Source organism: Aestuariibaculum sp. YM273 (assembly GCF_030908365.1).
GTDB lineage: Bacteria > Bacteroidota > Bacteroidia > Flavobacteriales > Flavobacteriaceae > Aestuariibaculum > Aestuariibaculum marinum.
Genome location: NZ_CP133090.1, coordinates 1,493,974 through 1,519,869 on the forward strand (window position 1 = coordinate 1,493,974; position 25,896 = coordinate 1,519,869).

A 25,896-nucleotide genomic window follows, 5' to 3' on the forward strand; every position below is an offset into this window, starting at 1 on the left:
TAATGCCATTAAATAAGAAAACCAAAATAGTAGCAACCTTAGGTCCTGCTACAAGTACAAAAGAAGTTCTAAAGGAGATGCTTGAAGAAGGAGCTAACGTGTTTAGAATAAACTTTTCTCATGCCGATTATAAAGATGTTGCCGAGCGCATAAAAATGATACGTGAACTGAATGATGAATTTGGTTTTTCTGCAGCGATATTAGCCGATTTACAAGGTCCTAAACTTCGTGTTGGGGTTATGAAAGAAGAAGTTGTTGTAAACCCTGGAGATGAAATTGTTTTCGCTACCGGAGAACGTTTTGAGGGAACTAAAGAGCGTGTTTACATGACTTATGAAAGATTTCCACAAGATGCAAAACCAGGTGAGCGCATTCTTTTAGATGACGGTAAATTAATCTTTGAAGTCGTATCTACAGACGGCGATTCTGAAGTTAAAGCAAAAGTCATTCAAGGTGGACCGTTAAAATCTAAGAAAGGTGTTAATTTACCAAACACAAATATCTCGCAGCCAGCGTTAACAGAAAAGGATATTGAAGATGCTATTTTCGCGATTAGTCAGGATGTCGATTGGATTGCACTTTCATTCGTGCGTCACGCTGAAGACTTACAACAGTTACGCGATTTAATTGCTAAACATACAGAGCATAAAATTCCGATTGTAGCAAAAATTGAAAAGCCTGAGGCGGTTAAAAATATCGATGCTATTGTAGCCAATTGTGATGGTTTAATGGTGGCTCGTGGAGATCTAGGAGTTGAAGTTCCTGCTGAAGAAGTGCCAATAATACAAAAGCAATTAGTATTACGTGCTAAGAAGGCAAGAATACCAGTTATCATAGCAACCCAGATGATGGAGACCATGATTAGCAGTTTAACGCCTACACGTGCCGAAGTGAATGACGTTGCAAACTCTGTAATGGATGGCGCTGATGCTGTAATGCTTTCTGGAGAAACTTCTGTTGGTCAGTATCCGGTACAGGTTATCAAACAAATGGCCAACATTCTTAAAAATGTAGAAGATTCACCATTAATTCAAGTGCCTCAATTGCCACCACATGTGCGTACAAAACGTTATATAACAAAATCAATTTGTTATCATGCCGCATTAATGGCCAATGAGATTGATGCACAAGCAATTTCAACTTTAACAAACAGTGGGTATACGGCATTTCAGATTTCAGCATGGAGACCATCATGTCATATTTTAGTGTTTACACCTAATAAGCGAATTTTAACGCAGTTAAGTTTATTATGGGGTGTTAAAGCTTTCCATTACGATAAGTTTGTGTCTACTGATGAAACTGTAGGTGATATTAATAGAATGGCTAAAGCCGAAGGTTTTGTTAAGAAAGGGGATTTTGTAGTGAGTTTAGCTTCAATGCCAATTGCAGAAAAAGGTATGGTAAATACCCTTCGTGTACGAGAGATTACTAAATAGTTTATAATATATTTAGATAAAAAAAAGGGAGAAATTTAAATTTCTCCCTTTTTTAGTTAAATAGAAAGGTGTTGTTACCAGGCACCAATAAAATGGCTTCCTGCTACATTGACTAACTCAGCACCTTTAGTTACTTCACCTGTTTCGGTATCAATAACGTAGATATTTCCATTTTGTCCCACAGGAGCAGCTGTTAAGTAGATTTCATTTCCTTCAACAGCGTACCCTTGGTATTGAAATAAATCTAAATCAACGGTATAAGGAATTTCATTTATTTTAGTAGCTGTTTGTGCTTCTAAATCTACTAAAGCAAAAAACGATTCTGGTCGTCCTGAAATTCCATCTTGAGATCCGGCATGACGGTATGCTAATACGGCTTTTCCGTTAGCTGCAGGTCTCCAGGCTAAAATATAAGCATCCTCGATACCTAAAGCATCGTCTAAGCTAAAAGTATAAGAATCATCGTATTGATTGTTGGCATCAATTTTTAAAATATGTGAACCGTTAGGGTCGCCTTGATTGGCCTGATAAACACTACCGTTATAAAGGAATGTATTAATACTGCGGTAACCATTGGTGTTTCCGTGCCCTACGGTAGAACTAATAATTGTTGGGTTTAATAATGATGGGTAATCCAGAACAATAGTTTTTGAACCTAAAATTTCATAGTCATTATCTCTTTCTGCTGTGGCAGGGTCTACTTTGCTTAAACGAGCACCAATATATAATTTGTCTCCTGCAGCATTTAATACCGGCATATCAATTCTTGAAATGTAATATCCTTGTGCCTCTTCTTCAGCAGTTAAAGGAATACTAGATTCTTCGAAGTTTTTAATCAATGAGTTTTCTAAGTCTAAGGTTACAATACCCATAGTGGCTTCGGTTCGTGTGTAAGTGTCGTCTGCAGTATCTTCAGGAGTTCCGTTATCATCAAATTGATGTTCAGTTGAAACATATACAGCGGCACCTGTTTTATCGCCATCGAATAATTTAATCCATCTTGGAGCAGACCCTACATAAGGTGCAATACTAACTTCAGATCCTGTTTGAACAAAATTTTGTCCGCCGTTAACAAGGTATTTAGAGTAGTTGCCACCTGTATCTCCAGCATAGCTAATATTAAAAATAGTATTACCATCTTCTGAAGCTTGTAAACGCGCTGTTCTGTTGGAAGGAACGATAAAACCATTATCGAATGGTGCTATTGATTTTGTTGGGTCTTTAGCATCATCACTACTAATAGAATAAATTAAGGTTCCACCGTTACCATCACCAGGGTTGTCTCCCATTTTTGCAGCAGCAACAGTAATCCATCGGCTGGTTTCTTCTTTTTCTTCGTCAATTATATCGTTAGAATCATCACTACAACTTACAGTAAGTAATAATGCGCTTAGTGCTAGACTTAAAGTATTAAGGTTAAGAAATCGATTTGTCATTTGATTATATTTAAGATTTATTGATAAAATAATTTAGTTTTAAATAAAAGGCTCTCCCAGGTTTCTGTACTCTGAGGTTATCGTAAAGTGCTTCGTTGAAAATATTTTTGACATCGAAGCTCACCACAAATTTTTGGTTTGGAAAAGCATAACTCAATCCGAAGTCTTGAGCTAATTGTTGTGGTACATTAAAGAATTCGTTTCCCGTAGTATTGTTACCTTGTGGAGGGATGTATGAAAACTCGTCTGTAAAGTAAAGGGTGTAAAAGAGGTTTAAAGCACTATGTTTTTGAAACACATTGTTTAATGAATACCTAAAGTTGCTGTTCATTGTAAAAAATGGGGTGTTAGGTACATCTATTTCCACACCTCGGTTAACAACTTTTAAATCGAAACGTGATAGGTTAAAATTAAAAGCAAAGTTCTTGTTGTAGGTATAGTTGAACTGTGCGTCGATACCCTTAGAAGTTCCGTGTCCTTGATTCTCATATAAAATAAGAACTTCATCAGGTGTCCTTTCAATAGGTAAACCAATTCTATCTTTAATATTTCGGGTAAATAAATTGGTAGCAAAAGTGAAATCATGTTTTTTCAGACTAAAGGTACCCAATCGGAATCCGAAATTATAGTTTTTACTTTGTTCGGGATTGATGCTCGGATTTGCCACAACGTTGTCGCCGTCATTACCAAATACTTCTGTTTCGTTAGGTAAACGAATGGCTTTTTCAGCCGATGTTAGTATGGTAATATTTGGGTGAATGGCGTATGAAAAGGCAAAACCATAACCTTCATTTGTTGTATTAGCACGAGTTATGTCGTCTTGAATTTCGCCTGTGTTCTGGTCAACATAGGGGTCTATATTTATGGTTTTTTGTTGGTAATATTTTCCAAATACACTCGCTTTTAATTTGTTTTCAAAAGCATTTAGCTCATAAGTGGCAGAAAATATATTTTTACGTAACTCTCTTGTTCCTGTGAAGGTATTTTCTAAATCAGAGGCATAGTCATCGCGGTCTTTTCTATCAATACTACTATATACATGGTTTAATAAGACTTTATGATGTTTGTTTATAGCGTATGATGCACCAGTTCTAATAGAGGCAACATTTCTGTTGATATGATTTAAAATAGGGCCATATTCTTCTTTTTCCTGTTGAGATCCCCAAGAGTATTGATATTCATTGCCTTCATAATCTATTGCTCTTTCTCCATTCCAAGCATAAGCCCAGGCTAAGGTGTCACTTACAACACGATTGCGTTTACCGTATAAACCGTTTATGCTAACATCTAAACCTTCAGTGAAAAGATTCTCTTTTTTATAAGTTAAATTCGATAGCATGGCATCAGATTCCATATACCTGTTTTTATATGGCATGATGGTCATAAAAGCCCCGTGTTGAATCTCCTTATAATTGTCTGAAGCTGTCATTCCAATAAAAAACTGGTCAGCCCATGTCACATTGGTAAAACCAACTTGAGCCATACCACCTGTAGAGCGGTAAGCATCGTTAAATCGTCTCGCTGTTATTGGCGTTTGTACACCACCAAGTCCAGTAACTTTAACTTGTCCACCCCAAACTTTATAATCGTTATCTGAGTAATTATGAAACCCGGAAGCCTTAACCGTAAAACCAGATTTATCAAAACGGTATAAACCATTAACGCTGGTTTGTAGGGTATTGAAAGAACCATAAGATACCGAAGCGTTAAAGTTGGTTTTTGTAGAATTATGAAGTACAATATTAATGGCACCTCCTAAGGCATCATCGGCTAGATGACCAGGAACCACCCCTTTATAAACTTCAATACGTTTTATCATGGAAGGTGGAATACTGTTTAAACTAAAGGAAGAACCATATGTAGAAATGGGAATACCATCAATAAAAATACGTACGGCACTACCCGATAATCCATTTAGGCTATACTGTACATTTGATCCTAAACCACCGTTTTGTCTAATTTTTACACCAACCGTTGTGTTTAAAAGTTCGTTGGTTTGAATATTTCTAATACTGGCTTCTTTCGTTTCTATTACATTAACGGCAAAACCTTCATCTTCAATTTTTCGTTTTTCAGTTTTGGTTTGTACCAAAACCTCTTGCAGATCCTGATGATCTGTAAGCTCCAAAACGACATTTATGGTGTTTGTATTGGCATCGACTTTAGTGTGAACAGTCTTAGATTTTGCATTTAAGGAGTGTATTTCTAAAGTATAATCACCATAATCGAGGTTTTTAAAAATGAATTCACCACTTATACCTGTTGAGATATCTTTTTTCATGGTTTCATTTGATAGAACAATAGAAGCACCTAGGGCAGGGGTATTATTATCGAATAGAACATAACCAGAAAGGTTTCCATTTTGTCCTATAGCAGAAAAGCTTATGAGTAAACCAATAAGAAGAGGTAAAGTTGTTCTCAAAACATTAATTTTTTTGACAAAACTATATCTTATTTAGAATTAGTACAAATAAAAATAAGGGATTTATCAAAAATTCATCAATGCTTAAAATGTATTAATGAATTGTGTTTTTTGTGAGGTAAATATTATGAAAGTGATATTTATTTATAATGATTATAAATAAAATACGAATGCTGACAGGAGTGTGGGCCGCTAAAATCCGAATTTTAACTGTACGCTAACACTTTTTTGCTCTGGTTCTTTTTTGGTTTCGGTATTTAAATTAGACAGTGAAATACCCAAAAGGCGTACCGAGTTTTTTAGTTTTTCCTGATAGAGTAAGTCTTTAGCTGTATCCAGGATAAGGTGTTTGTCGTTAATATAATAAGGTAGCGTTTTACTCCGTGTTTGAAGCGAAAAATCGCTGTATTTTATTTTTAAGGTTACCGTTTTTCCAGAGACTTTACTTTTTAATAAACGTCGTGAAACTTCATCGGCGATATGTTCCAGTTTTTCAAGCATGAAGACTTCACTAGACAGGTTTTCGCTAAAGGTACGTTCGGCTGCCAGGCTTTTTCTAATACGATTGGGTTTTACTTCTCTGGTATGAATCCCTCGAACCACATAATAATAGTCCTTACCTGATTTTCCGAAGTGCTCTTCCAGATATTCTATAGATTTTTGTTTTAAATCCATGCCAGTAAAAATACCGAGTTGATACATTTTTTCGGCGGTCACTTTTCCAACACCGTAAAATTTTCGAATATCTAATTGCTCTAAAAAGTCTATAACTTCTTCAGGATTTACCGTTTTTTGTCCGTTAGGTTTATTGTAATCACTCGCTACTTTAGCAATAAATTTATTGATGGAGATGCCTGCAGAAGCTGTTAACCCCACTTCACTTAAAATGCGCGCTCGAATTTCTTTAGCTATCAGAGAAGCACTGGGGTTTCCTTTTTTATTATTGGTCACATCTAAGTAAGCTTCATCTAAAGATAGAGGTTCTACCAAATCGGTATAATCGTAAAATATGTTACGAATTTGTTTAGAGATCTCGGCGTAGCGTTCAAAATTGTGTTTAAGAAAAATTAAGTCCGGACACAGTTTAGCCGCCAATGTTCCAGACATAGCGCTTTTAACTCCAAACTTTCGTGCTTCATAACTCGCTGCACTAATAACACCGCGTTTACCACCACCGCCAACAGCAATAGGTTGGCCTTTAAGTTCGGGGTTATCCATTTGTTCCACCGAAGCGTAAAAGGCATCCATATCCACATGAATAATTTTTCGTATTGGTAAATCGCTAAACATAGTGTAAATTTAAGCATTAATAGCTGTAATTTTATTGTGCATTTAAGCGGAATTAATGATAGAAATAGAACGTAAATTTTTAGTAACATCGGAAAGTTTTAAGGCTGAAGCTTTTAAGGAGACCAGAATCATTCAGGGCTTTTTAAATACGGATAAGGCGAGAACTGTTAGGGTACGATTAAAAGGAACACAAGGTTTTTTAACCGTTAAAGGACCGTCATCTCAAGATGGTTTGGAACGTTTTGAATGGGAAAAAGAAATTTCTAAAACTGAAGCAGAAGCACTTTTAAAGTTATGCGAAGAAGGAGTGATCGATAAAACACGTTACGAGGTAAAAGTGGGAGCACATGTTTATGAGATTGATGAGTTTTATGGTGATAACGACGGACTTGTTGTTGCAGAAGTCGAGTTAGAAACTAAAGAAGAAGATTTTGAAAAGCCGGAATGGCTTGGTGCCGAAGTTACCGGCGATATAAAATATTATAATTCACAACTAAGTAAATACCCATTTAAATTATGGAAATAGTAAAAAAAATAGCATTGGTTTTAGTTTTGGCACTTGCATTTGTGGCATGTAAAGACGAAACAAAGGAATCAGAACAAATAACAACAGAAGTTGTTGAGGAAGTTGTAGATACAATTGAAGTTATCGAAAAACCTGAGGTTAAAACTACAAAACAAATTAAAGAAGAACTTATAGCCAAAGGATTTAAGACTTTTGATTATGTAGATGAAAAAACACAGGATACCATTTTAATGCAACAGTATTTTATGGCCTTTTTAAAAAGCGGACCAATCCGTTCGCAAAACGAAGAAGAAGCCGAAATGTTGCAGGAAGCACATCTAGCTCATTTGAAAAAAATGTATGAGTTAGGTTATGCCGATATTTCAGGTCCTTTTGGTGACGATGGCGATATTCGAGGCATCACCATTTATAATGTGCCAACGCAAAAAATGGCCGATAGTTTAGCAAATTCAGACCCCATGGTTAAAGCTGGACGTTTAATTATCGAAATCCATCCGTGGTGGGCTGCTAAAGGATTCTCGTTAAGATAATATCTATTTTACAACGGTAATGAGATGATTGCCGTTGTAATCTTCAAAGGTTATACTATTACCGTTATAAGTACCAGAATTTGGTGTTGTTATAGTTATCCCGCAAGCGCCTTCTTTTAATGAAACTTTTAAACTTAAAATATCAGTTTCTGTTTCTGATAGGTTGATTTTGTATTCTCTTTCTATTTCGGAGCCGTAAAGAGGAATATTTATAAGATTTTTGAAATTTTCAAAGTTTTGATTTACAACATTATTATATAAATCATTATTAAATTCTATTGTAATATTATTAGCTATATAAGTTTCGTTTTCAATTAAATTATCACCAGTTACATTTGTTATTTTCAATAATATAGATGGAGGTACAATAGTTATAGACGAACAGTCAATTCCGTTTTCATCAGAATCTGAATTACAAGATAATAAAATAAACAGGCTTAATAGAAGACTTGAAATTTTCATAACGTTTGTATTTTATATGTAGATACAAAAAGTAAGAAAAGGTTGCGTTTAATTTCCGTAAATTCCAATATATAATTCTCCGTTAGCATTCATAGTTGCTCTGTACATGCCTGCTGTATTGAATTCCATTGCAATATTACCGTGTCTGTCAACCCCAATAATACCGCCATCGCCACCTAAAGCCGGTACTTTATTTTGAATAACTTCTTTGGCAGCTTCTTCAATGGATAAGCCTTTATATTCCATAAGCGCAGAGATATCATGAGCAACTACCGAACGAATAAAAAATTCACCCCAACCGGTACAAGAAATAGCACAGGTGTTATTGTTCGCATACGTGCCCGCACCAATAATTGGGGAGTCGCCAATACGTCCCCAGCGTTTGTTGGTCATGCCACCCGTAGAAGTTCCTGCTGCCAGATTACCGTTTTTATCGAGTGCAGCACAACCTACAGTCCCGAATTTAGAATCCTTAATAGTGTCATCGTAAAAAGCAACCTGTTCAGAAGCTTTTACTTTTTTAAGGGAATTATATCTGTTTTCTGTATAAAAGTAAGTTGAGTCTACAATATTTAAACCTTGCTCGGTTGCGAATTGTTCTGCTCCGTTTCCGAAAAGCATCACATGAGGTGAATGTTCCATAATCGCTCTGGCTAAATTTATAGGGTTTTTAATGGTTTTTGTTCCTGCTGATGCTCCTGCATTTAAGGTTTTACCATCCATGATGGAGGCGTCGTGTTCATTGGTGCCGGCATTGGTAAACACAGCTCCTTTTCCAGCGTTAAAGAGGGGAGAATCCTCTAAAACATTAATTGTTTTTTGCACAGCATCTAAACTGCTTCCACCATCTTTTAAAATATGATAACCAACTTTAATAGCTTCTTCAAGCTTGGCTTTATAAAGTGCTTCTTTTTCAGGCGACATGTTTTTTTTCAGAATAGTACCTGCACCGCCATGAATAACGATGCTAAAAGTGGCGGCTTCGGGTAATGACGGTTTGATATTGTTCGTTTCGTTTTTACATGAAAAACAAAGGATGATAATAAATACAGCGGAAAGAAATTTATGCATGGTAAATGAATTTATAGTTTTAAAGGTAGTTGTTTTTTATAAATTTTAGTTTTGTTATAACTGTTTCATTCTAAACTTGATAATTGTCATATTATGCAGGGCGTGTAATTTGTATCTTGACCATCAAAAACAACTAATTATTACAATGGATAAGATTATAGACCCTATTAACCGTTTTATAAAATCTTCAAACTCAGGAAGTTTTTTATTGTTGTTCACAACGGCGTTGGCATTAATTATAGCGAACTCCCCTTGGAGTTCTATGTATCATGATTTATTAAAAAGTGAATTCACTTTCGGGTTTATTCATAATGGTTTTGAGCTTACAGAACCTTTTTACCTTTGGATTAACGATGGCTTAATGGCCATTTTCTTTTTTCACGTTGGTCTTGAAATTAAACGTGAAATTTTAGATGGAGAATTATCTTCATTGCGAAAAGCATCACTACCTGTGGTGGCTGCTTTAGGAGGTGTTATAGTTCCTATAATTATTTACTTGTTCATGGCTCGAAACCCTGAGTTAACATCAGGGTGGGGTGTGCCTATGGCTACAGATATAGCATTCTCTCTGGGTGTTTTAAAGCTTTTTGGAAAGCGCGTGCCTTTAGGTTTAAAAGTGTTTTTAACAGCTTTCGCTATCGTCGACGATTTAGCTGCTGTTGTTGTAATTGGTGTGTTTTATGTGACAGATATTAACTTAATGCTTCTTTTGTATTCGGCGGTTATATTGCTCTTTATGACTATTTTAGGGATGAAAAAATACTTTTCTAAGTTTATCTTTTTTCCATTAAGTGTTGTGGTATGGATTCTGTTTTTAAAATCAGGAATACACCCAACAATAGCAGGGGTATTATTAGCTTTTACCATTCCTGCAACAAGAACGACAACTTTAGATCGTTTTTTTGAAAAGATAAAAACTTCTTTAAAACGATTTTCTGAAGAACGCGAACACATTACAACACACCATATTTTAAAACAAGAACATGTTCATGCAGCTATCGATATAAAAATGGCTTCGGAAAGTATTAATTCTCCACTTCAAAAAATTGAACACGATTTACATCCGTGGGTAGTGTTTTTTATCATGCCCGTGTTTGCTTTTGCAAATGCCGGAGTAACCTTAACTAGCGATTCAGAGATTGATTTCGGATTAGCCGTTCCAATTGCTGTGGCTTTAATTCTTGGAAAATTTATTGGTATTAGTCTCGCATCCTGGTTGGCAATTAAAGCCAGAATAGCCTATTTGCCGGAAGGGGTGAATTTTAAACATATTCTTGGTGCTGCTTTACTTGGTGGACTCGGGTTTACCATGTCCCTGTTTATTGCTAATTTAGCATTTACAGACGAAATATTACTAAGTTCAGCTAAAGTCGGAATTTTAGTTGGTTCTTTGTTTTCAGGTGTTTTAGGGTATTTGGTGATCCGAAGTTTAGTTAAAAAAAAACATAAAGAAGAAGTAAAAGAACAGGTTACAGAGAAAACTTCAGAATATATGTTCGATAAAACCATCATTTAATTATTATATTCGTAAGGAATTTTAAAAATAATAATAAATCGATAATATATGCAGGCAGAAACTGTAAGTTTTGGTATAGATAAAGCCCTTGAAGTTTTAGGGGTTAAAGATATAAACGAAGGAACATCGACAGGCTCGAATAATTTTGGTTCGGGAGACTTAATTGAGAGTCGTTCTCCTGTTGATGGCCAACTTATTGCTCAAGTAAAAACAACAACAAAAACAGATTATAATCAGGTATTAGAAACAGCAACTTCAGCATTTAAAATTTGGAGATTAATGCCAGCACCACAACGAGGCGAAATTGTCCGACAGTTTGCTGAAAAGCTTCGTGAAAAGAAAGAAGCGCTGGGTAAGCTGGTATCTTACGAAATGGGAAAATCGTATCAGGAAGGTTTAGGCGAGGTTCAGGAGATGATAGATATCTGTGATTTCGCTGTGGGGTTATCGCGTCAGCTTCATGGTTTGACTATGCATTCCGAGCGTCCGGGGCATCGCATGTATGAACAATACCATCCGCTTGGTGTTGTTGGTATTATTTCAGCATTTAATTTTCCGGTGGCTGTTTGGTCTTGGAATACGGCTTTAGCCTGGGTTTGTGGCGATGTTTGTATTTGGAAACCTAGCGAAAAAACACCGCTTTGTGGAATTGCTTGTCAGAATATCGCAGCCGAAGTATTTAAAGCTAATAACTTACCGGAAGGCATTTCTTGTTTAGTAAATGGCGATTATCAGGTTGGTGAATTTATCACTAAAGATAAGCGCATACCATTGGTTTCGGCCACAGGTTCTATTCGTATGGGTAAGATTGTGGCTCAGGAAGTAGCAGCGCGTTTGGGAAAAAGTTTATTAGAACTCGGAGGAAATAATGCGATTATTGTAACGCCAGATGCCGATATAAAAATGACGGTAATCGGTGCGGTTTTTGGGGCTGTTGGAACAGCGGGACAACGTTGTACCAGTACACGCCGATTAATTATTCATGAAAGTATTTACGATAAGGTAAAAACAGCTATTGTTGATGCTTATAAACAATTACGTATTGGTAATCCGTTAGATGAAACCAATCATGTTGGGCCGTTAATTGATACCGATGCGGTTAAAAATTACCAGAATGCATTAGTGAAAGTGGTTGAAGAAGGAGGAAACATAGTTGTTGAAGGTGGTGTGTTAACAGGTGAAGGATATGAAAGTGGATGTTACGTAAAACCGGCTATTGCTGAGGCGCAACCAGAGTTTGAAATTGTACAGCATGAAACTTTTGCACCGGTACTATATTTATTAAAGTATTCCGGTGATGTAGAAAATGCTATTGATATTCAAAATAATGTAGTTCAAGGGTTGTCGTCTGCGATAATGACCAACAATTTAAGAGAAGCAGAACGCTTTTTATCCGTTGCCGGGTCAGATTGTGGTATTGCCAATGTGAATATCGGAACTTCGGGAGCAGAAATAGGTGGTGCCTTTGGTGGTGAAAAAGAAACTGGTGGTGGACGAGAATCTGGTTCTGATGCCTGGAAAGTATATATGCGACGTCAAACCAATACCATTAACTACACGACCGAGTTGCCATTGGCTCAAGGTATAAAATTCGATTTGTAATATTTTTCTTTTAAAATAAACGCAACCTTTTAGCAAAACACGTATCTTAGATTAAAATGCTTATGCATATGAAGAGATACGTGTTTTTGTTGTTAGGGCTTATGGCTTTTGTTAATTGTAAACCTCCCGAATTTGAAAGGAATACCAGGGTTTTAGTTAAAGGAAAGATGATTGATGAAAATAATCAGCCTATTTCTGAAGTCGAAATTAGTGTATATACTTATAGGTTTAGTGGTTATATTTTTGATGCCATCGAGGATGAGTATCTCCTGGGTTTAGGTAAAAGTAAAACTGATGGCTCTTTTGAAGTTGTTTCACTTTTCGATAAGGATGAGGATTTTGCAATTGTAATAAATGGAAATGAAAAATATACTAATTATACATATCTATCAAGTACAACAGATCATACTCCTGAGGATTTAGTTTTCGACTTAGAAGATAAACAGTTAAAAAGCGTCTCAAAAGTTAATTACTCCATTAGTAGAACAAGCCCTGAAGGAACTACTTTTCGGTTTTCATTTCAATACAGCGATATAAATTGTATAGAGTATTTTAATGAAGGCGTATTAGAGCCCGAGTTAAGTCGTTGCTTTTTCGAAGCGAATTCAGGATCATTTTTAAACGATACTTACCCGGATTATTCCAATTCATTTTTAACTCCAATAGGAACAGTGGTTGAATTTCATTATTCAATAAATGATCAACCTGAAATTATAGAAACCTTCACTGTAGATCAAGAAAATTATGAATTTGAATTCTCGTATTAAGTTTTATTGCTTTGCTTTTATACTGATTTTTAAGGGTATATGTATTGCTCAGATTAACGATTCTATGCTGGAAATTAATGGAGGCAAGAGACTTCCGAAAAATCAGGTTTTAGGAACATATGCAATTGGGTATACTTTGCCTATTGCTACTGGTGATAATTTTGTAGGCAAGGGGTTAGAAGGAAAAGGAGGGTATAGTGTTGATGCACAATTGTTTGTTTTTAAACATTTTTTTATTTCAGGAACCTTTGGAGTTAACTATTTTGACGTAAAGAATAAAGAAATTATTGGTAATTATTATAAAGCGAAAGAAGGGCATCAATATTTAGGGTTGGGATATGAATTTGTGCTTGCAACAAATTTTAGGTTAGGTTTTAGTACTGCTCTTTTTGGTAAATCACAGTTCATCAATACTAGTGAGACCAATAATAGAGTAGCTTTTCAGAGAGATACAGGACGAATTCGATGTTATGAATTGTATTTTGATTATATGCTTAACAAAATTATAGCACTTCATTTAAATGCTGCTTACCGGAACGATAGGATGGATATTAAAACGGCTTCTGAAATTCAACCTTTATTTGATAATGCAGGCTTCTATACCGTAACCTTTGGTTTAAGACTTTATTTTGGGAATAAAGATGTTTTTTCAGGGATAAAATCTGCTAAATAAAAAAGACCTTGTTCCAGTTTGAGCAAGCTCATTTAGAAACAAGGTCATATCTTAAAAAGATTAATAGCAGTTCAAATATAGTGAATTTTCTTATACGATGTGAATTTTTTAGATTAAATTAAAATTAAGAAACTTGTTATCAACTATATTTTACTTTTCTTAAAATTCTAATGGTTTCTTTGTAAAGTTGGTATAATGATTCACTATAATCTCTCAAATAAGGTTTGGCTTCATTAAGTTTATCGATGGCGTCATGAAATGAATTAAAATAGCAAATTAAGTACGTAACAGGTAAATTGTTTAAATCGGCTTCTTCATTTTTTGTAAAGGATAGCCCTTTTTTTAATTTCTCTAAAATGGTGTTATTGGTGTTGTAAATATGGTAAAGTACTTTTTTATCATATTGAGGTGGCTCAAAAAGTAATTTCGTATCGATTGTATAGCTGGCACTATTATCAAAATGAATTATGGTTTCTTCCAGTTGATAATATTTGTTTGCATTTTGAAACCCCAGGTTTACATACTCAACAATTTTAAAAGAGTCCTCGTTTATGGTTATGGCAACTTCATCTAAAGCAGAGAAAAAGAGTAATACCTGTTCGTTTATGAGTTTAATATCTACTCTGGAATAGAAGGTTTCCTCTTTAACGATTTTCTTTTGTCCGGACCAGCAAACTACAAAATACTCCTTGAAAACTTTATACTGCGGATTGTAGTCCTTATGAAGATTCATAAAGTCGATTACCCCGTTTAAAGTGTGCTCGATATTGTTTTGTGCGTTGTTTTCAATGGCTTCAACAATTTTAGAGTTGATATCTTTTATTTCAATATCGAACACTTTCGGCATACTCATACTGCCGTCTCTAAAAAAGACCGAACCGCCATAATATTTCCAGATATTTTTTCTCAGTGAGGTTATTTTGCCTGTGGGTCGAATGGTAACCAGTCCAACTACTTTATCATCAGGAAGGTGTGGAAATGAAATATTCTCGTATTGTACAATTGGCGGGTTGGTTAAATACGCGTTAATTAAATTCTGAATTTTACTATCATCAAAAAAATCGACACCAACAATTTTGTTATCATGGTCTTCAACGCCAATTAAGATATAAGAATTGTTTTTAGGATTACTGTTCGATAGGGCACAAATATGCTTTAAAAATTTCGCCTTACCTTCTTTAAAGCTAATATTAACCTTGCGCTTTTTGTCGTAAAAGCTGTTTTCATCATTGTGGGCTAATAAATGCTTAATAAGCAGGCGTTTGTTAATCATAAATTAAAAATCTTTTTTAACGGTCACGCTATTGGCTTGTGCTTTTGGAAAGATAAGCATATCTGCAATATTTACATGGTCGGGTCTTGAGACTACAAAATAGATAATTTCGGCAATGTCTTCGGCTTGTAAGGCTTTAAATCCTTTGTAAACCTCGTTGGCTTTTTTATCACCTTTAAAACGAACCTGAGAAAATTCGGTTTCCACTAGTCCGGGGTTTATGGCACTGACCTTTATACCAAACGGATTTAAATCAATGCGCATGCCTTCGGTAACCGCTAAAACAGCATGCTTACTGGCACAGTACACATTACCTTTTGGGTATACTTCTTTTCCTGCTGAAGAGCCTATATTAATAATATGCCCAGACTGGCGTTCTGTCATTTGAGGAATTATGGCCTTACTCACATAAAGTAGTCCTTTAACATTTATATCCATCATGGCATCCCAATCGTCAATACTTCCATCTTGAATGGGGTCTAGACCATGCGCATTTCCGGCGTTATTTATTAAAATGTCGATAACCTTAAAGTCTTCCGGAAGACTTTCTATGGCTTTAAAAGTTTCTGTTTTATGGCTTACGTCAAAGTTTAAAATGTAAACATTGGTTAGCAAGTTTAATTCGTTTTGTATAGTTTTTAAGCGTTCAAAACGGCGTCCGCATAAAATTAAATTAATGCCGTGTTTTGCAAATTCACGCGCGGTTGCAAGTCCAATACCGCTGGTAGCTCCGGTTATTAAGGCTGTTTTTGTCATTATTTATTCTTAGTGTAATAATAGGGTACAGTTCATATCAATTTATCTGCAATTCATATATAAAAGTACTCAAAAACAACTTCAAATGCTTAAATTGATGATCCGAATTTTAAAAATGAAAAAGAAATTAAACCTTATTTTCTCGAGGCTTATTATTACTTGTAAAGCGGTTTTGGATTCAGGAAATGTGGTTTGTATATAGTCCGTATTCAATTTTGCTACGTATATATGCAATAGTTAATCTAAAAAAATTACCCTTATGAAAACTTTAAAACAGCTAAAATTTATTTTACCACTGTTACTATTAACTTTCGTGTTTGGATGTAAAGACTCTGATTCTGATGGAGTAAGCGCCGAAGCACCAAAAATTTCAGTTAGACTTGTTGATGCCCCTGGAGATTATGCAGGTGTTAACGTAGAGATTGTTGACGTTATGATTAAAATGAATGACGACAGCGATAGCGACCAAGGTTGGATGTCTCTAGATGCCGAAGGCGGTATGGTTGATTTGTTAGACTTTACAGGAGGTTTCAGTAAAGTATTGGTAGATCGTTTTCCTATTCCGGCAGGAACTTTAAGCCAAATGCGTTTGGTTTTAGGTGACGGAAACACTATTGATATTGAAGTGGATGAAGAAGGAACGGTTGAGAATTACCCGCTAAAGACGCCTAGTGCACAACAATCAGGATTAAAAATTAAAATTGATGCTGTTATTGAAGAAGGTTTTACTTATGATTATGTCTTAGATTTTGATGTAGAGAAATCTATTGTAATGGCTGGGAATTCAGGTAATATTATCTTAAAACCTGTTATCTACGCCAGTGCAGAAGTGAGTTCAGGTATTATTGAAGGAATGGTTGAGCCAATGGATGTATCAGCAATGGCATCTGTATTAGTAGACGACATGGGAACAGAAGAAACAGAAGATGATTTTGTGATTTCTGCATACACCGATGAAAATGGAGCATTCGCATTATGGGGTGTTCCAGCAGGAACTTATGAAGTTATGATTGCTCCGGTAGATGAAGCATCAGTTTACGGTATGGCTAGCGCCATGGATGTTGTGGTTGTTAATGGTGAAATTACTACTATTGAAGCACCAATCGTAATGATGTTAAAACCAGGTTCTATTTCAGGAACAGTTTCTGGTTTAGGTGAAGGTATGGAGGCAACAATTTCTGCTTTAAATGATATGGGAACAGAAGATACAGAAGATGATATTGAGTTTACAGGAGCTTCAGTAGATGGCGCTTTTTTATTGGAAGGTGTTACTCCAGGAGACTATGTAGTTACAGCTTCAGCTGAAGGTTATACTTCAGACGCCGTGAATGCTACAGTTAATCCGGATGCAGATACAGCAGTTGGCGATATTGTATTTACGGCAGCTGAGTAAATCTTAATAAAACCCTTAAAAATTTAAAAGCAATGCAATTCGCATTGCTTTTTTTTGTTTTAACCTATTATTAACTTCTTAAAATATTTATTTTAACCAATTGTTAACAGGCTTCCAAGAAAAAAATTAACAATTTGCATTGCTCGAATATGCGTATTATATTCGGCTTTTAAAAATTCTAATAATGATGGAAGATACAGGTACAATTGATATTAAGACAATTAACGAAAAAATAGAAAAAGAAAGTGCTTTTGTTGACTTGCTAATGCTTGAGATGAACAAGGTCATCGTCGGACAAAAACACATGGTCGAAAGATTGCTTATCGGATTACTTGGTCAAGGGCATATTTTATTAGAAGGGGTTCCTGGTCTGGCAAAAACCTTAGCTATTAATACCTTGTCACAAGCCGTTCACGGCACGTTTAGCAGAATTCAGTTTACTCCGGATTTATTACCTGCCGATGTTACAGGTACATTAATCTACAATATGAAAGAGAATGATTTCTCTATTAAAAAGGGACCTATTTTTGCGAATTTCGTATTAGCTGATGAGATTAACCGTGCACCGGCAAAAGTTCAGGCAGCCTTGCTTGAAGCGATGCAGGAAAAGCAAGTAACTATTGGCGACGATACCTTCCCGTTAGATAAACCATTCTTAGTAATGGCAACCCAAAACCCGGTAGAGCAGGAAGGAACCTATCCGTTACCAGAAGCTCAGGTAGACCGTTTTATGCTAAAAACAGTTATCGATTATCCTAAAATTGCTGAAGAGCAGTTAATCATGCGTGCCAACTTAAAAGGCGCTTGGGAAAAGGTAAATCCTGTAGTTAGCTTAGATCAAATATTAAAAGCACAAAAAGTGGTGCGTGAAGTATATATGGATGAAAAAATTGAGAAGTATATTCTTGATATCATCTTCGCCACACGTTACCCGGAAAAATATAAATTAGCCGATTTAAAACCATTAATTTCTTTTGGAGCATCACCTCGTGGTAGTATCAGTTTAGCAACTGCCGCTAAATGTTATGCATTTATCAAACGTCGTGGTTATGTCATTCCAGAAGATGTTCGTGCCGTGGTTTACGATGTGTTGAGACACAGAATTGGTATTACTTACGAAGCTGAGGCAGAAAATATAACTTCAGTAGATATCATCAATAAGATTGTAAACGAAATCGAAGTGCCATAATTGTCATTCCTGTGTAGGCAGGAATCTCATTGTTATTTGATAGGAATTTAATCAGATAGATTCCGCATCAAGTGCGGAATGACAAATTAAAAAATGGATACAAAAGATTTACTAAAAAAAGTACGGAAAATAGAGATTAAGACACGCCGTTTGTCTGATCATATCTTCGGAGGAGAATACCATTCTACCTTTAAGGGGCGTGGTATGACGTTTAGTGAAGTTCGTCAGTATCATTTTGGTGATGATGTTCGTAATATCGATTGGAATGTTACCGCGCGGTATAACGAGCCTTATATAAAGGTTTTTGAAGAAGAACGCGAACTCACCATGATGCTAATGGTTGATGTTTCAGGTTCAGAACTATTTGGTACCGACCAGCAGTTTAAAAACGAAGTGGTTACCGAAATTGCGGCGACCTTAGCCTTTTCGGCAACGCAGAATAACGATAAAATAGGATTGATTTTATTTTCTGATAAAGTTGAACTTTATATTCCGCCTAAAAAAGGGCGTTCTCATGTGTTGCGTATTATTCGTGAATTAATCGAATTTGAGCCGGAAAGCAAACAGACGAATTTAGCTGAAGCTTTAAAGTTTATGCAGAACGTCATGAAGAAAAAAGCAATTGTGTTCGTATTGTCTGATTTTATCGCTGACGATTATCATCAAACTATGAAAATTGTAGCGGGTAAACATGATGTAACCGGAATACGTGTGTATGATAAACGCGAGGAAGAGATTCCTAATCTGGGTGTCGTGCAAATGCAGGATGAAGAAACCGGTGAATTTATGCTGGTAAATACATCCTCTAAAAAAGTACGACTTAACTATGCGAAATACTATCGTGAAAAAGTAGGTTATTATAAAGAAAGCTTTAACAAAGCAGGAGCAGGAACCATAGATTGTCGCGTTGATGAAAGCTATGTTAAAAAAATGTTGGGCTATTTTAAAAGAAGAGGATAAACGATATATGAATTACAAAAAGAACATTATGAATCCTAAATCTAAAGGACCATACCTTCCGATTTCAATCCTGTTTTTTGTATGTTTTGTATTGTTTTCATTTGTTGCCAGTGCGCAGGTTAAATCGACTATCGATTCGACGTCTGTAAAAATCGGACAACAAATAACGTATACGGTTTCGGTAGAAACCGATTCTACAAACTTGGTGGTATTCCCCGAAGGGCAAACGTTTAATCCTTTAGAGGTTATCGATTCTTACGATGTTGACACCTTAAAGAATAAAGATAAATTCAACCTGATTAAAAAATACGGGTTAACGCAATTCGATTCAGGGAGCTACACCATTCCAAGACAAAAAATACTTATTGGAGATAAAACCTTTTTTACTGATTCGTTACAAGTTGAGGTAAGAAATGTGGTTATCGATACAACAAAGCAAGGCCTTTACGATATTAAACCTATTATTGAGGTTGAAAAACCAGCGAGCAATTGGTGGAAATATGTATTGATTGCTTTAGTGATTATTGGAGCCGTTGCCTTTTTAATGTATTGGTTTATCTGGAGAAAGAAACCACTAACCGAAGAAGAGGAAATCGCTTTATTGCCACCATACGATCGTGCGAAACTGGCCTTAAAGAAATTAGATGAAAGTCATTATTTAGAAAATGATGAAATTAAAGATTATTATTCAGAGTTAACATTTATCATCAGAAAATACCTTGACGAAAAAGTTTACGATCGTGCTTTAGAAAGTACCACAGATGAATTAATTAGCCGTCTAAAATTACTGAAAGATGGTAATCAAATCGATATCAGTCAGGACGATCTTAAAAACCTTGAAAGTATTTTAAAGCGTGCCGATTTGGTGAAATTTGCGAAGTCTGCTGTCGATGTCGAGTTGGCTAAATTAGACCGTAATACTATCGATGTAGAAATAGATCACGTAAAAGAAGCACTTCCGGAACCAACCGAAGAAGAAAAGCTTTTAGATGAGCAATACAGAGCCGAGCAGGAGCGCAAAAAGAAACGAAACAAAATTGTATTAACAGTAGCGATAAGTTTATTCTTATTAACAGCAACGTTTGTAGGTTTCGGTATTAAATATGGTTTCGGATATGTTAAGGATACCATTATCGGTCATGAGAGCAAAGAACTTTTAGAAGGCGAATGGGTAACCAGCGATTATGGTGTGCCACCGGTTACAATTTCAACACCTAAGGTGTTAAAACGAACCACCCCGGAATTACCAGAGCAACTGGCTCAACAAATTGAGCTGACTCAGTTTACTTATGGTAGTTTAATTGATCGTTTTTATGTTGTAGTAACAACGACTAAGCTTAAAAATTTAGGTCAAAACCAAGGCCAAGAAAATAAAATTGACTTACAAAAAGCTTTAGATAATAGTTTGAAGGTTTTAGAACAAGCTGGAGCGCAAAATATAGTTACAAAAAGTGAAAAGTTTACTACACCTAATGGAGCAGAAGGGTTGAAAGTATTTGGTACGTTAGATATGCCGGTACAAAATACAGACAGATACGAAACAGCAAATTATGCTATTTTAGGTTTCACGACAGGAAGTGTGATACAGCAAATAAGCTTAACGTGGAAACAGAATGATACTTACGCCGATGAAATGGTAGAGCGTATTTTAAACTCAGTTGAACTTAAAAAATCAGAAGAGTAATGTTTGAAGGAATAGAGTTTTTAAACAAAGAGTTTTTCTGGTTACTATTAGTGTTGCCATTAGCTATTTTGTGGTACGTGTTTAAACATAATAAGCAAACTGCTGAGTTAAAAATATCAAGCATTAAAGGGTTTAAAGTCACAAATTCGGTGCTGCCGAAATTCAAACACGTGCTTTTTGCATTACGATTATTGGCTTTAGGGTTATTAATTATGGCTTTAGCGAGACCGCGAACCGTTGATGTGTCGACAAAAACAAAAACAACGCGTGGTATCGATATTGTTATGGCAATTGACGTTTCGGCGAGTATGCTGGCTAAAGATTTACGTCCTAACCGTTTGGAAGCACTTAAAAATGTCGCTGCCGAATTTATTAAAGGACGACCGAACGATCGTATCGGATTGGTGGAATACGCTGGAGAAAGTTATACCAAAACACCAATTACCAGCGATAAATCTATTGTATTGCGTTCCTTAAAGGAGATAAGGTACAACACGGTTATTGAAGGCGGAACCGCCATTGGTATGGGGTTAGCCACTTCGGTCAATCGTTTAAAAGATAGTAAAGCGAAGAGTAAAGTTATTATCCTGTTAACCGACGGGGTGAATAATTCTGGGTTTATAGACCCTAAAATAGCCAGTGAATTAGCTGTTGAATATGGCATTAAAGTGTACACCATTGGATTAGGAACAAACGGTATGGCATTATCTCCTGTGGCTATAGATCCAAGAACGGGAGATTTTCAATATGGACGTATTCAGGTGGAAATAGATGAAGTATTGTTAAAGGAAATTGCTGAGGTAACCGGAGGTGAATATTTTAGAGCAACCAATAATAAAAAGCTTGAAGATATTTACGAAGAAATTAATAAGCTGGAGAAAACAGAAATAGAAGAATTCAAGTATTATAACTACGATGAAAAATACCGTCCGTTAGTTATTTTAGCAGGGCTGATGTTGCTTTTAGAATTTCTGTTACGTAACACTATTTTTAGAAGTTTTGTTTAATTCGTCAAAACAATTCCAAGAAAAATAAATAGAGAATATGTATCAATTAGAAGAAAAAATATGGTTTTGGGTATTAGGTATTATTCCGGTAATAATCCTATTCTTTTTGGTGCTTCAAATATGGAAACACAAGGCACAGAGCAAATTTGCAGATAAAGCATTGCTTAAGCGGTTAAGTCCGAATACATCATTATTTAAGTCCGTTTTAAAAGTCATTGTTTTAAGTTTGGCTTTTGCCTGTTTGGCCATTGCTTTAGTAAACCCAAAAGTAGGATCTAAATTAGAAACCGTAAAGCGTGAAGGTGTCGATGTGGTGTTTGCTGTCGATGTGTCTAAAAGTATGTTAGCTGAAGACATTGCGCCCAACCGATTGGAAAAAGCAAAGCAATTAGTAACGCAAATTATTAATAACTTAGCAAGTGACCGTGTTGGTATTATTGCTTATGCAGGAAAAGCGTTTCCACAGTTGCCAATTACTACCGATTATGCTTCGGCAAAAATGTTTTTGCAAGGCATGAACACCGATATGTTATCGTCGCAAGGAACAGCCATTAACGAAGCTATTAAATTAGCAACCACTTATTTTGATGACGAAGAGCAAACCAACCGTGTCTTAATCATTATTTCCGATGGGGAAGATCACAGTGAGCAAGCCGCTGCAGTAGCCGAACAAGCTAACGAACAGGGCATTCGTATTTTTACCATTGGTGTTGGAGATGTTAAAGGTGGTCCGATTCCTGAAAAGCGAAATGGTGTGCTTTTAAACTACAAGAAGGATAGTAGTGGCGAAACGGTAATTACAAAATTAAACGAAGAAACCCTTAAAACCATTGCCAGCGAGGCGAATGGGGTGTATATAAATGGAAGGAATACCAACGATGTAGTAGAAAGTATTCGAGACATTTTAAACAACATGGATAAAAAGGAATTTGAAACCAAACAGTTTGCCGATTTTAAAGATCAGTTTCAATGGTTTTTAGGTTTTGCAATTTTCTTTTTATTACTTGATATTTTCTTATTAGACCGTAAAACCGCTTGGTTAAAGAAATTGAATTTATTTAACGAAAACCTTTAAAAACTTAGGGTTTCATAAAAGTTAGATGAATATTTTATATAATTTTTAACTAACAAAAACATAGGGTTTTATATCTTAGAAATTATAAAATTGAAGATGAAGAACGTATTATTAATCATATTATCATTATTTGTAGGTAATGTTTTTGCTCAGGATGAAGACGCGCAAAAGCAGGCTTTGTTGGCTCAAAAAAAAGCAGATGGCTATGTGTACGAAGCCAATAATTTACTTCAGGATGACGATTTTGTTTCAGCGGAGATGGCTTATAGAAAAGCTGTCTCTGAACAACCGTCGTCGGTTGCTGGGATTTATAATTTAGGAAGCTCATATATTAAAAAAGGAAGTTTTGATGAAGCCCTTTATCGTTTAGAACAGGCGGCTAAAACGGCAACTTCAAAATCTGAAAAGCATAAAGCATTTCATAATATTGGAAATGTGTTAATGGAAAATAAGAAGTGTAAGGAAGCTGTTGAAGCTTACAAAAATGCACTAAGAAATGACCCTTCCGACGAAGAAACACGTTATAATTTAGGATTGGCCAAGGTATGTGCTGAGCAACAAAAAGATCAGGACCAGCAAGACCAAAACGAAGACGATCAGGAGAATAAGGATAATCAAGATCAGCAAAAAGATAAAGATCAGGAGAATAAAGAAGATCAACAAAACAAGGACGACAAGGACCAAGGCGACGATAAAGACGACCAGAATCAAGATAATAAAGACGAGGGCGATCAGGATAAAAAAGACGGCGACGATAAAGAAAATGAAGATGGTAAGCCTAAGGATGAGAAAAAAGACCAAGGCGAAGGCGATGAAAAAGAACAACCACAACAGCCTAGAAAAGGGCAAATGTCGCCGCAACAAATAAAGAACTTATTAGAAGCCATGAATAACCAGGAGCAAAAAGTTCAGGAAAAAATGAATGCTGAAAAGGTTAAGGGCGTAAAAGTTAAAACAGAAAAAGACTGGTAAACGAGTAGACGATTTTCGGTTTACAAATTGAAATTTCAAACGAAATCCTATGGGTAAACAAAAGATCTAATATCGTATTTATGATGAAACTGATAAAGCACATAACCTTACTGTTAATTATACTTAGCACAAGTGTATTAACAGCTCAAGTTAAATTCGAAGCAAAAGTTAGTAAGCAAACTTTAGGAGTTAATGAGCGTCTGCGTATCGATTTTGAAATGAATCAGGACGGCGATAATTTTAACCCTCCCGATTTTTCAAATTTTACGGTTGTTGGCGGACCAAATCAGTCGGTAAGTAATTCCTGGATCAATGGGGTGCGTACTTACAAAAAAACATATAGTTACTTTTTAGCGCCAAAAAAACGCGGCACATTTACCATAAATCAAGCATCTATTACGATAGATGATGAGGTGTATAAAACTGTGCCGATTAAAGTTGAAGTTACAGCAGCTGTTGATATTCCAAAGGACCCTAATAACCCGGATTATATTGCTTCCGAAAGTGTGCATTTGGTAGCCGAGATATCTAAAGAGAATCCGTATTTAAATGAAGCTATTACGGTGGTGTATAAGCTATATGTATCCCCTACAGTGTCTGTCGATAACTGGAATGAAATTGACACCCCACGTTTTAATGATTTCTGGAGTCAGAATATTGATACCCAAGGGCAAAAGGTTCAAAATGGCACCTATAAGGGTGAAAATTATCGCTTTTTAGTACTTCGTAAAACGGTATTGTATCCGCAGAAAACGGGCGAATTAACCATAGAGCCTTTAACGTTGGATATTGCTTTGCGCGTGCCAACAAACCGACGTGATATTTTTGGTGGTATGTTAATGACGCGCACAAACAGAACGGTGTCGGCAGGAAACAGAACTATTAATGTAAAAGCACTGCCAGAAGCTGGTAAGCCATCGGATTTTACCGGTGCAGTTGGGGATTTTAGTTTTGATGTTACAGCATCGAAAAAGGAGTTAAGTGCTTCAGAATCACTTCAACTAAAAGTAGCGGTTCGCGGTAGCGGTAACCTGAAATTATTTAAACTGCCTAAGGTATCTTTACCGAGTTCGCTAGAGGTTTACGAACCGGAATACAACGAAGATGTTAGAACCAATTTATCGGGTATGCAGGGAAGTATTTCCGATAGTTATACGGTGGTACCACAATACAAAGGTAAATACCCGATTCCAAGCATTTCATTTTCATATTTCGATTTAAAGACTAAAAGCTATAAGCGCTTGTCATCAGAGGAAATCGTGATTGATGTCTTGGAAGGCCCGACAAATAATGCTTCAGCCAATACTGAAGGTCCTGCAAGTACAGTGAAGCAAGCAGTGACCTTAAACAACGATCAGTTTGCGTTTATAAAAACCGATACGACCTTTGAAAGTATGAAGCGCACTCAGTTTTTTAAAACCAATTTATTTTGGAGTTTATTATTGTTGCCATTTTTAGCGATTCCTATTGCTATTGTTATTAGAAAGCAGAAAGCCGTTCGAGATGCCGATGTTTACGGTAATAAAATACGTAAGGCGGATAAACTGGCAAGGAAATATTTAAGTCATGCTAAGAAATCTTTAGGTAAAAAAGAAGAGTTCTATATTGCTTTAGAGAAAGCGTTACATAACTACCTTAAAGCTAAATTACATATTGAAACCAGTGAGTTGAGTAAAGAAAATATTACGGAGTTACTTACAGAAAAACAGGTAGAGCAGGATGTGGTTAAAGACTTTAATAGCATTTTAGAAAGTTGTGAATTGGCGCGTTACACCCCAATCGATATTGTAACCATGCAGGAAGATTACGATAAGGCAGCGAAGACCATTTCTTTAATTGATAAACAGGCACGATAA

At 35.9% G+C, this 25,896-nt stretch carries 22 protein-coding genes; 15 read left to right on the forward strand and 7 right to left on the reverse strand.

The genetic code is table 11. From position 1 onward, the window contains the following. The first annotated feature begins 2 nt into the window (after window positions 1–2). Window positions 3–1,436 (forward strand): pyruvate kinase, encoded by a 1,434-nt coding sequence (pyk, locus tag RBH94_RS06405; protein WP_307882882.1) that lies wholly within the window; start codon window positions 3–5, stop codon window positions 1,434–1,436. A 74-nt stretch (window positions 1,437–1,510) separates the two neighbouring features. Here pyk and RBH94_RS06410 read toward each other — a convergent pair whose 3' ends face one another. From RBH94_RS06410 to dinB, 3 genes are all read right to left on the reverse strand, one after another. Further along, a complete protein-coding gene (locus RBH94_RS06410; protein WP_307882883.1) occupies window positions 1,511–2,872 on the reverse strand; it encodes a hypothetical protein in 1,362 nt (453 codons plus the stop codon). Between the two features lie 10 nt (window positions 2,873–2,882). Next, entirely contained in the window at window positions 2,883–5,294 is a 2,412-nt protein-coding gene (locus RBH94_RS06415) for a TonB-dependent receptor plug domain-containing protein (protein WP_307882884.1), read from the reverse strand. A 192-nt stretch (window positions 5,295–5,486) separates the two neighbouring features. Next, window positions 5,487–6,584 carry a DNA polymerase IV gene (gene dinB, locus RBH94_RS06420; RefSeq protein WP_307882885.1) on the reverse strand — a complete coding sequence of 366 codons (1,098 nt, stop codon included), beginning with the start codon at window positions 6,582–6,584 and terminating at the stop codon, window positions 5,487–5,489. Between the two features lie 55 nt (window positions 6,585–6,639). Between dinB and RBH94_RS06425 the strand changes: the two genes are divergently transcribed. Both RBH94_RS06425 and RBH94_RS06430 read left to right on the forward strand, forming a co-directional pair. Then, window positions 6,640–7,110 carry a CYTH domain-containing protein gene (locus RBH94_RS06425; RefSeq protein WP_307882886.1) on the forward strand — a complete coding sequence of 157 codons (471 nt, stop codon included), beginning with the start codon at window positions 6,640–6,642 and terminating at the stop codon, window positions 7,108–7,110. Beyond that, window positions 7,101–7,640, forward strand: coding sequence for a YciI family protein (locus RBH94_RS06430; protein WP_307882887.1), 540 nt, complete (start codon window positions 7,101–7,103; stop codon window positions 7,638–7,640). Before RBH94_RS06425 ends, RBH94_RS06430 begins: the two co-directional genes overlap by 10 nt. Before the next feature lie 3 nt (window positions 7,641–7,643). Here RBH94_RS06430 and RBH94_RS06435 read toward each other — a convergent pair whose 3' ends face one another. Both RBH94_RS06435 and RBH94_RS06440 read right to left on the reverse strand, forming a co-directional pair. Continuing rightward, entirely contained in the window at window positions 7,644–8,102 is a 459-nt protein-coding gene (locus RBH94_RS06435; protein ID WP_307882888.1) for a hypothetical protein, read from the reverse strand. Window positions 8,103–8,150: 48 nt separating this feature from the next. Beyond that, complete coding sequence (locus RBH94_RS06440; protein ID WP_307882889.1) at window positions 8,151–9,173, reverse strand: isoaspartyl peptidase/L-asparaginase family protein; 1,023 nt, start codon at window positions 9,171–9,173, stop codon at window positions 8,151–8,153. A 145-nt stretch (window positions 9,174–9,318) separates the two neighbouring features. Between RBH94_RS06440 and nhaA the strand changes: the two genes are divergently transcribed. The 4 genes from nhaA to RBH94_RS06460 all read left to right on the forward strand — a co-directional run bounded on the left by nhaA (window position 9,319) and on the right by RBH94_RS06460 (window position 13,731). After that, window positions 9,319–10,689, forward strand: a complete 1,371-nt coding sequence (gene nhaA / locus RBH94_RS06445) for a Na+/H+ antiporter NhaA (RefSeq protein ID WP_307882890.1) — start codon at window positions 9,319–9,321, stop codon at window positions 10,687–10,689. 48 nt (window positions 10,690–10,737) lie between these two features. Beyond that, window positions 10,738–12,291 (forward strand): aldehyde dehydrogenase family protein, encoded by a 1,554-nt coding sequence (locus tag RBH94_RS06450; protein ID WP_307882891.1) that lies wholly within the window; start codon window positions 10,738–10,740, stop codon window positions 12,289–12,291. Between the two features lie 68 nt (window positions 12,292–12,359). Further along, complete coding sequence (locus RBH94_RS06455; protein ID WP_307882892.1) at window positions 12,360–13,058, forward strand: hypothetical protein; 699 nt, start codon at window positions 12,360–12,362, stop codon at window positions 13,056–13,058. Then, window positions 13,036–13,731: a hypothetical protein gene (locus RBH94_RS06460; protein WP_307882893.1), complete on the forward strand. Its 696-nt coding sequence runs from the start codon at window positions 13,036–13,038 to the stop codon at window positions 13,729–13,731. Before RBH94_RS06455 ends, RBH94_RS06460 begins: the two co-directional genes overlap by 23 nt. Before the next feature lie 139 nt (window positions 13,732–13,870). On the opposite strand, the gene RBH94_RS06465 is transcribed toward RBH94_RS06460, so the two are convergent. Together RBH94_RS06465 and RBH94_RS06470 are read right to left on the reverse strand one after the other, a co-directional pair. Next, window positions 13,871–15,004 carry an ATP-binding protein gene (locus RBH94_RS06465; RefSeq protein ID WP_307882894.1) on the reverse strand — a complete coding sequence of 378 codons (1,134 nt, stop codon included), beginning with the start codon at window positions 15,002–15,004 and terminating at the stop codon, window positions 13,871–13,873. A 3-nt stretch (window positions 15,005–15,007) separates the two neighbouring features. After that, a complete protein-coding gene (locus RBH94_RS06470) occupies window positions 15,008–15,760 on the reverse strand; it encodes an SDR family NAD(P)-dependent oxidoreductase (protein WP_307882895.1) in 753 nt (250 codons plus the stop codon). A gap of 259 nt (window positions 15,761–16,019) precedes the next feature. On the opposite strand from RBH94_RS06470, the gene RBH94_RS06475 reads away from it, so the two are divergent. The 8 genes from RBH94_RS06475 (at window position 16,020) to RBH94_RS06510 (ending at window position 25,896) form a co-directional block, all read left to right on the forward strand. Then, window positions 16,020–17,153 carry a DUF4382 domain-containing protein gene (locus RBH94_RS06475; RefSeq protein ID WP_307882896.1) on the forward strand — a complete coding sequence of 378 codons (1,134 nt, stop codon included), beginning with the start codon at window positions 16,020–16,022 and terminating at the stop codon, window positions 17,151–17,153. Between the two features lie 187 nt (window positions 17,154–17,340). Next, window positions 17,341–18,342 (forward strand): MoxR family ATPase, encoded by a 1,002-nt coding sequence (locus RBH94_RS06480; protein WP_188223117.1) that lies wholly within the window; start codon window positions 17,341–17,343, stop codon window positions 18,340–18,342. Window positions 18,343–18,435: 93 nt separating this feature from the next. Further along, window positions 18,436–19,302: a DUF58 domain-containing protein gene (locus RBH94_RS06485; RefSeq protein WP_307882897.1), complete on the forward strand. Its 867-nt coding sequence runs from the start codon at window positions 18,436–18,438 to the stop codon at window positions 19,300–19,302. A 7-nt stretch (window positions 19,303–19,309) separates the two neighbouring features. Then, window positions 19,310–20,986 (forward strand): BatD family protein, encoded by a 1,677-nt coding sequence (locus tag RBH94_RS06490; protein ID WP_374047737.1) that lies wholly within the window; start codon window positions 19,310–19,312, stop codon window positions 20,984–20,986. Beyond that, window positions 20,986–21,993 (forward strand): VWA domain-containing protein, encoded by a 1,008-nt coding sequence (locus RBH94_RS06495; protein ID WP_307882899.1) that lies wholly within the window; start codon window positions 20,986–20,988, stop codon window positions 21,991–21,993. Before RBH94_RS06490 ends, RBH94_RS06495 begins: the two co-directional genes overlap by 1 nt. A 37-nt stretch (window positions 21,994–22,030) precedes the next feature. Further along, the gene (locus tag RBH94_RS06500) at window positions 22,031–23,068 is read left to right on the forward strand and encodes a VWA domain-containing protein (RefSeq protein WP_307882900.1); all 1,038 of its coding nucleotides are present in this window, start codon (window positions 22,031–22,033) and stop codon (window positions 23,066–23,068) included. Window positions 23,069–23,164: 96 nt separating this feature from the next. Further along, a complete protein-coding gene (locus RBH94_RS06505; protein WP_307882901.1) occupies window positions 23,165–24,040 on the forward strand; it encodes a tetratricopeptide repeat protein in 876 nt (291 codons plus the stop codon). A gap of 83 nt (window positions 24,041–24,123) precedes the next feature. Further along, the gene (locus RBH94_RS06510) at window positions 24,124–25,896 is read left to right on the forward strand and encodes a BatD family protein (RefSeq protein WP_307883145.1); all 1,773 of its coding nucleotides are present in this window, start codon (window positions 24,124–24,126) and stop codon (window positions 25,894–25,896) included.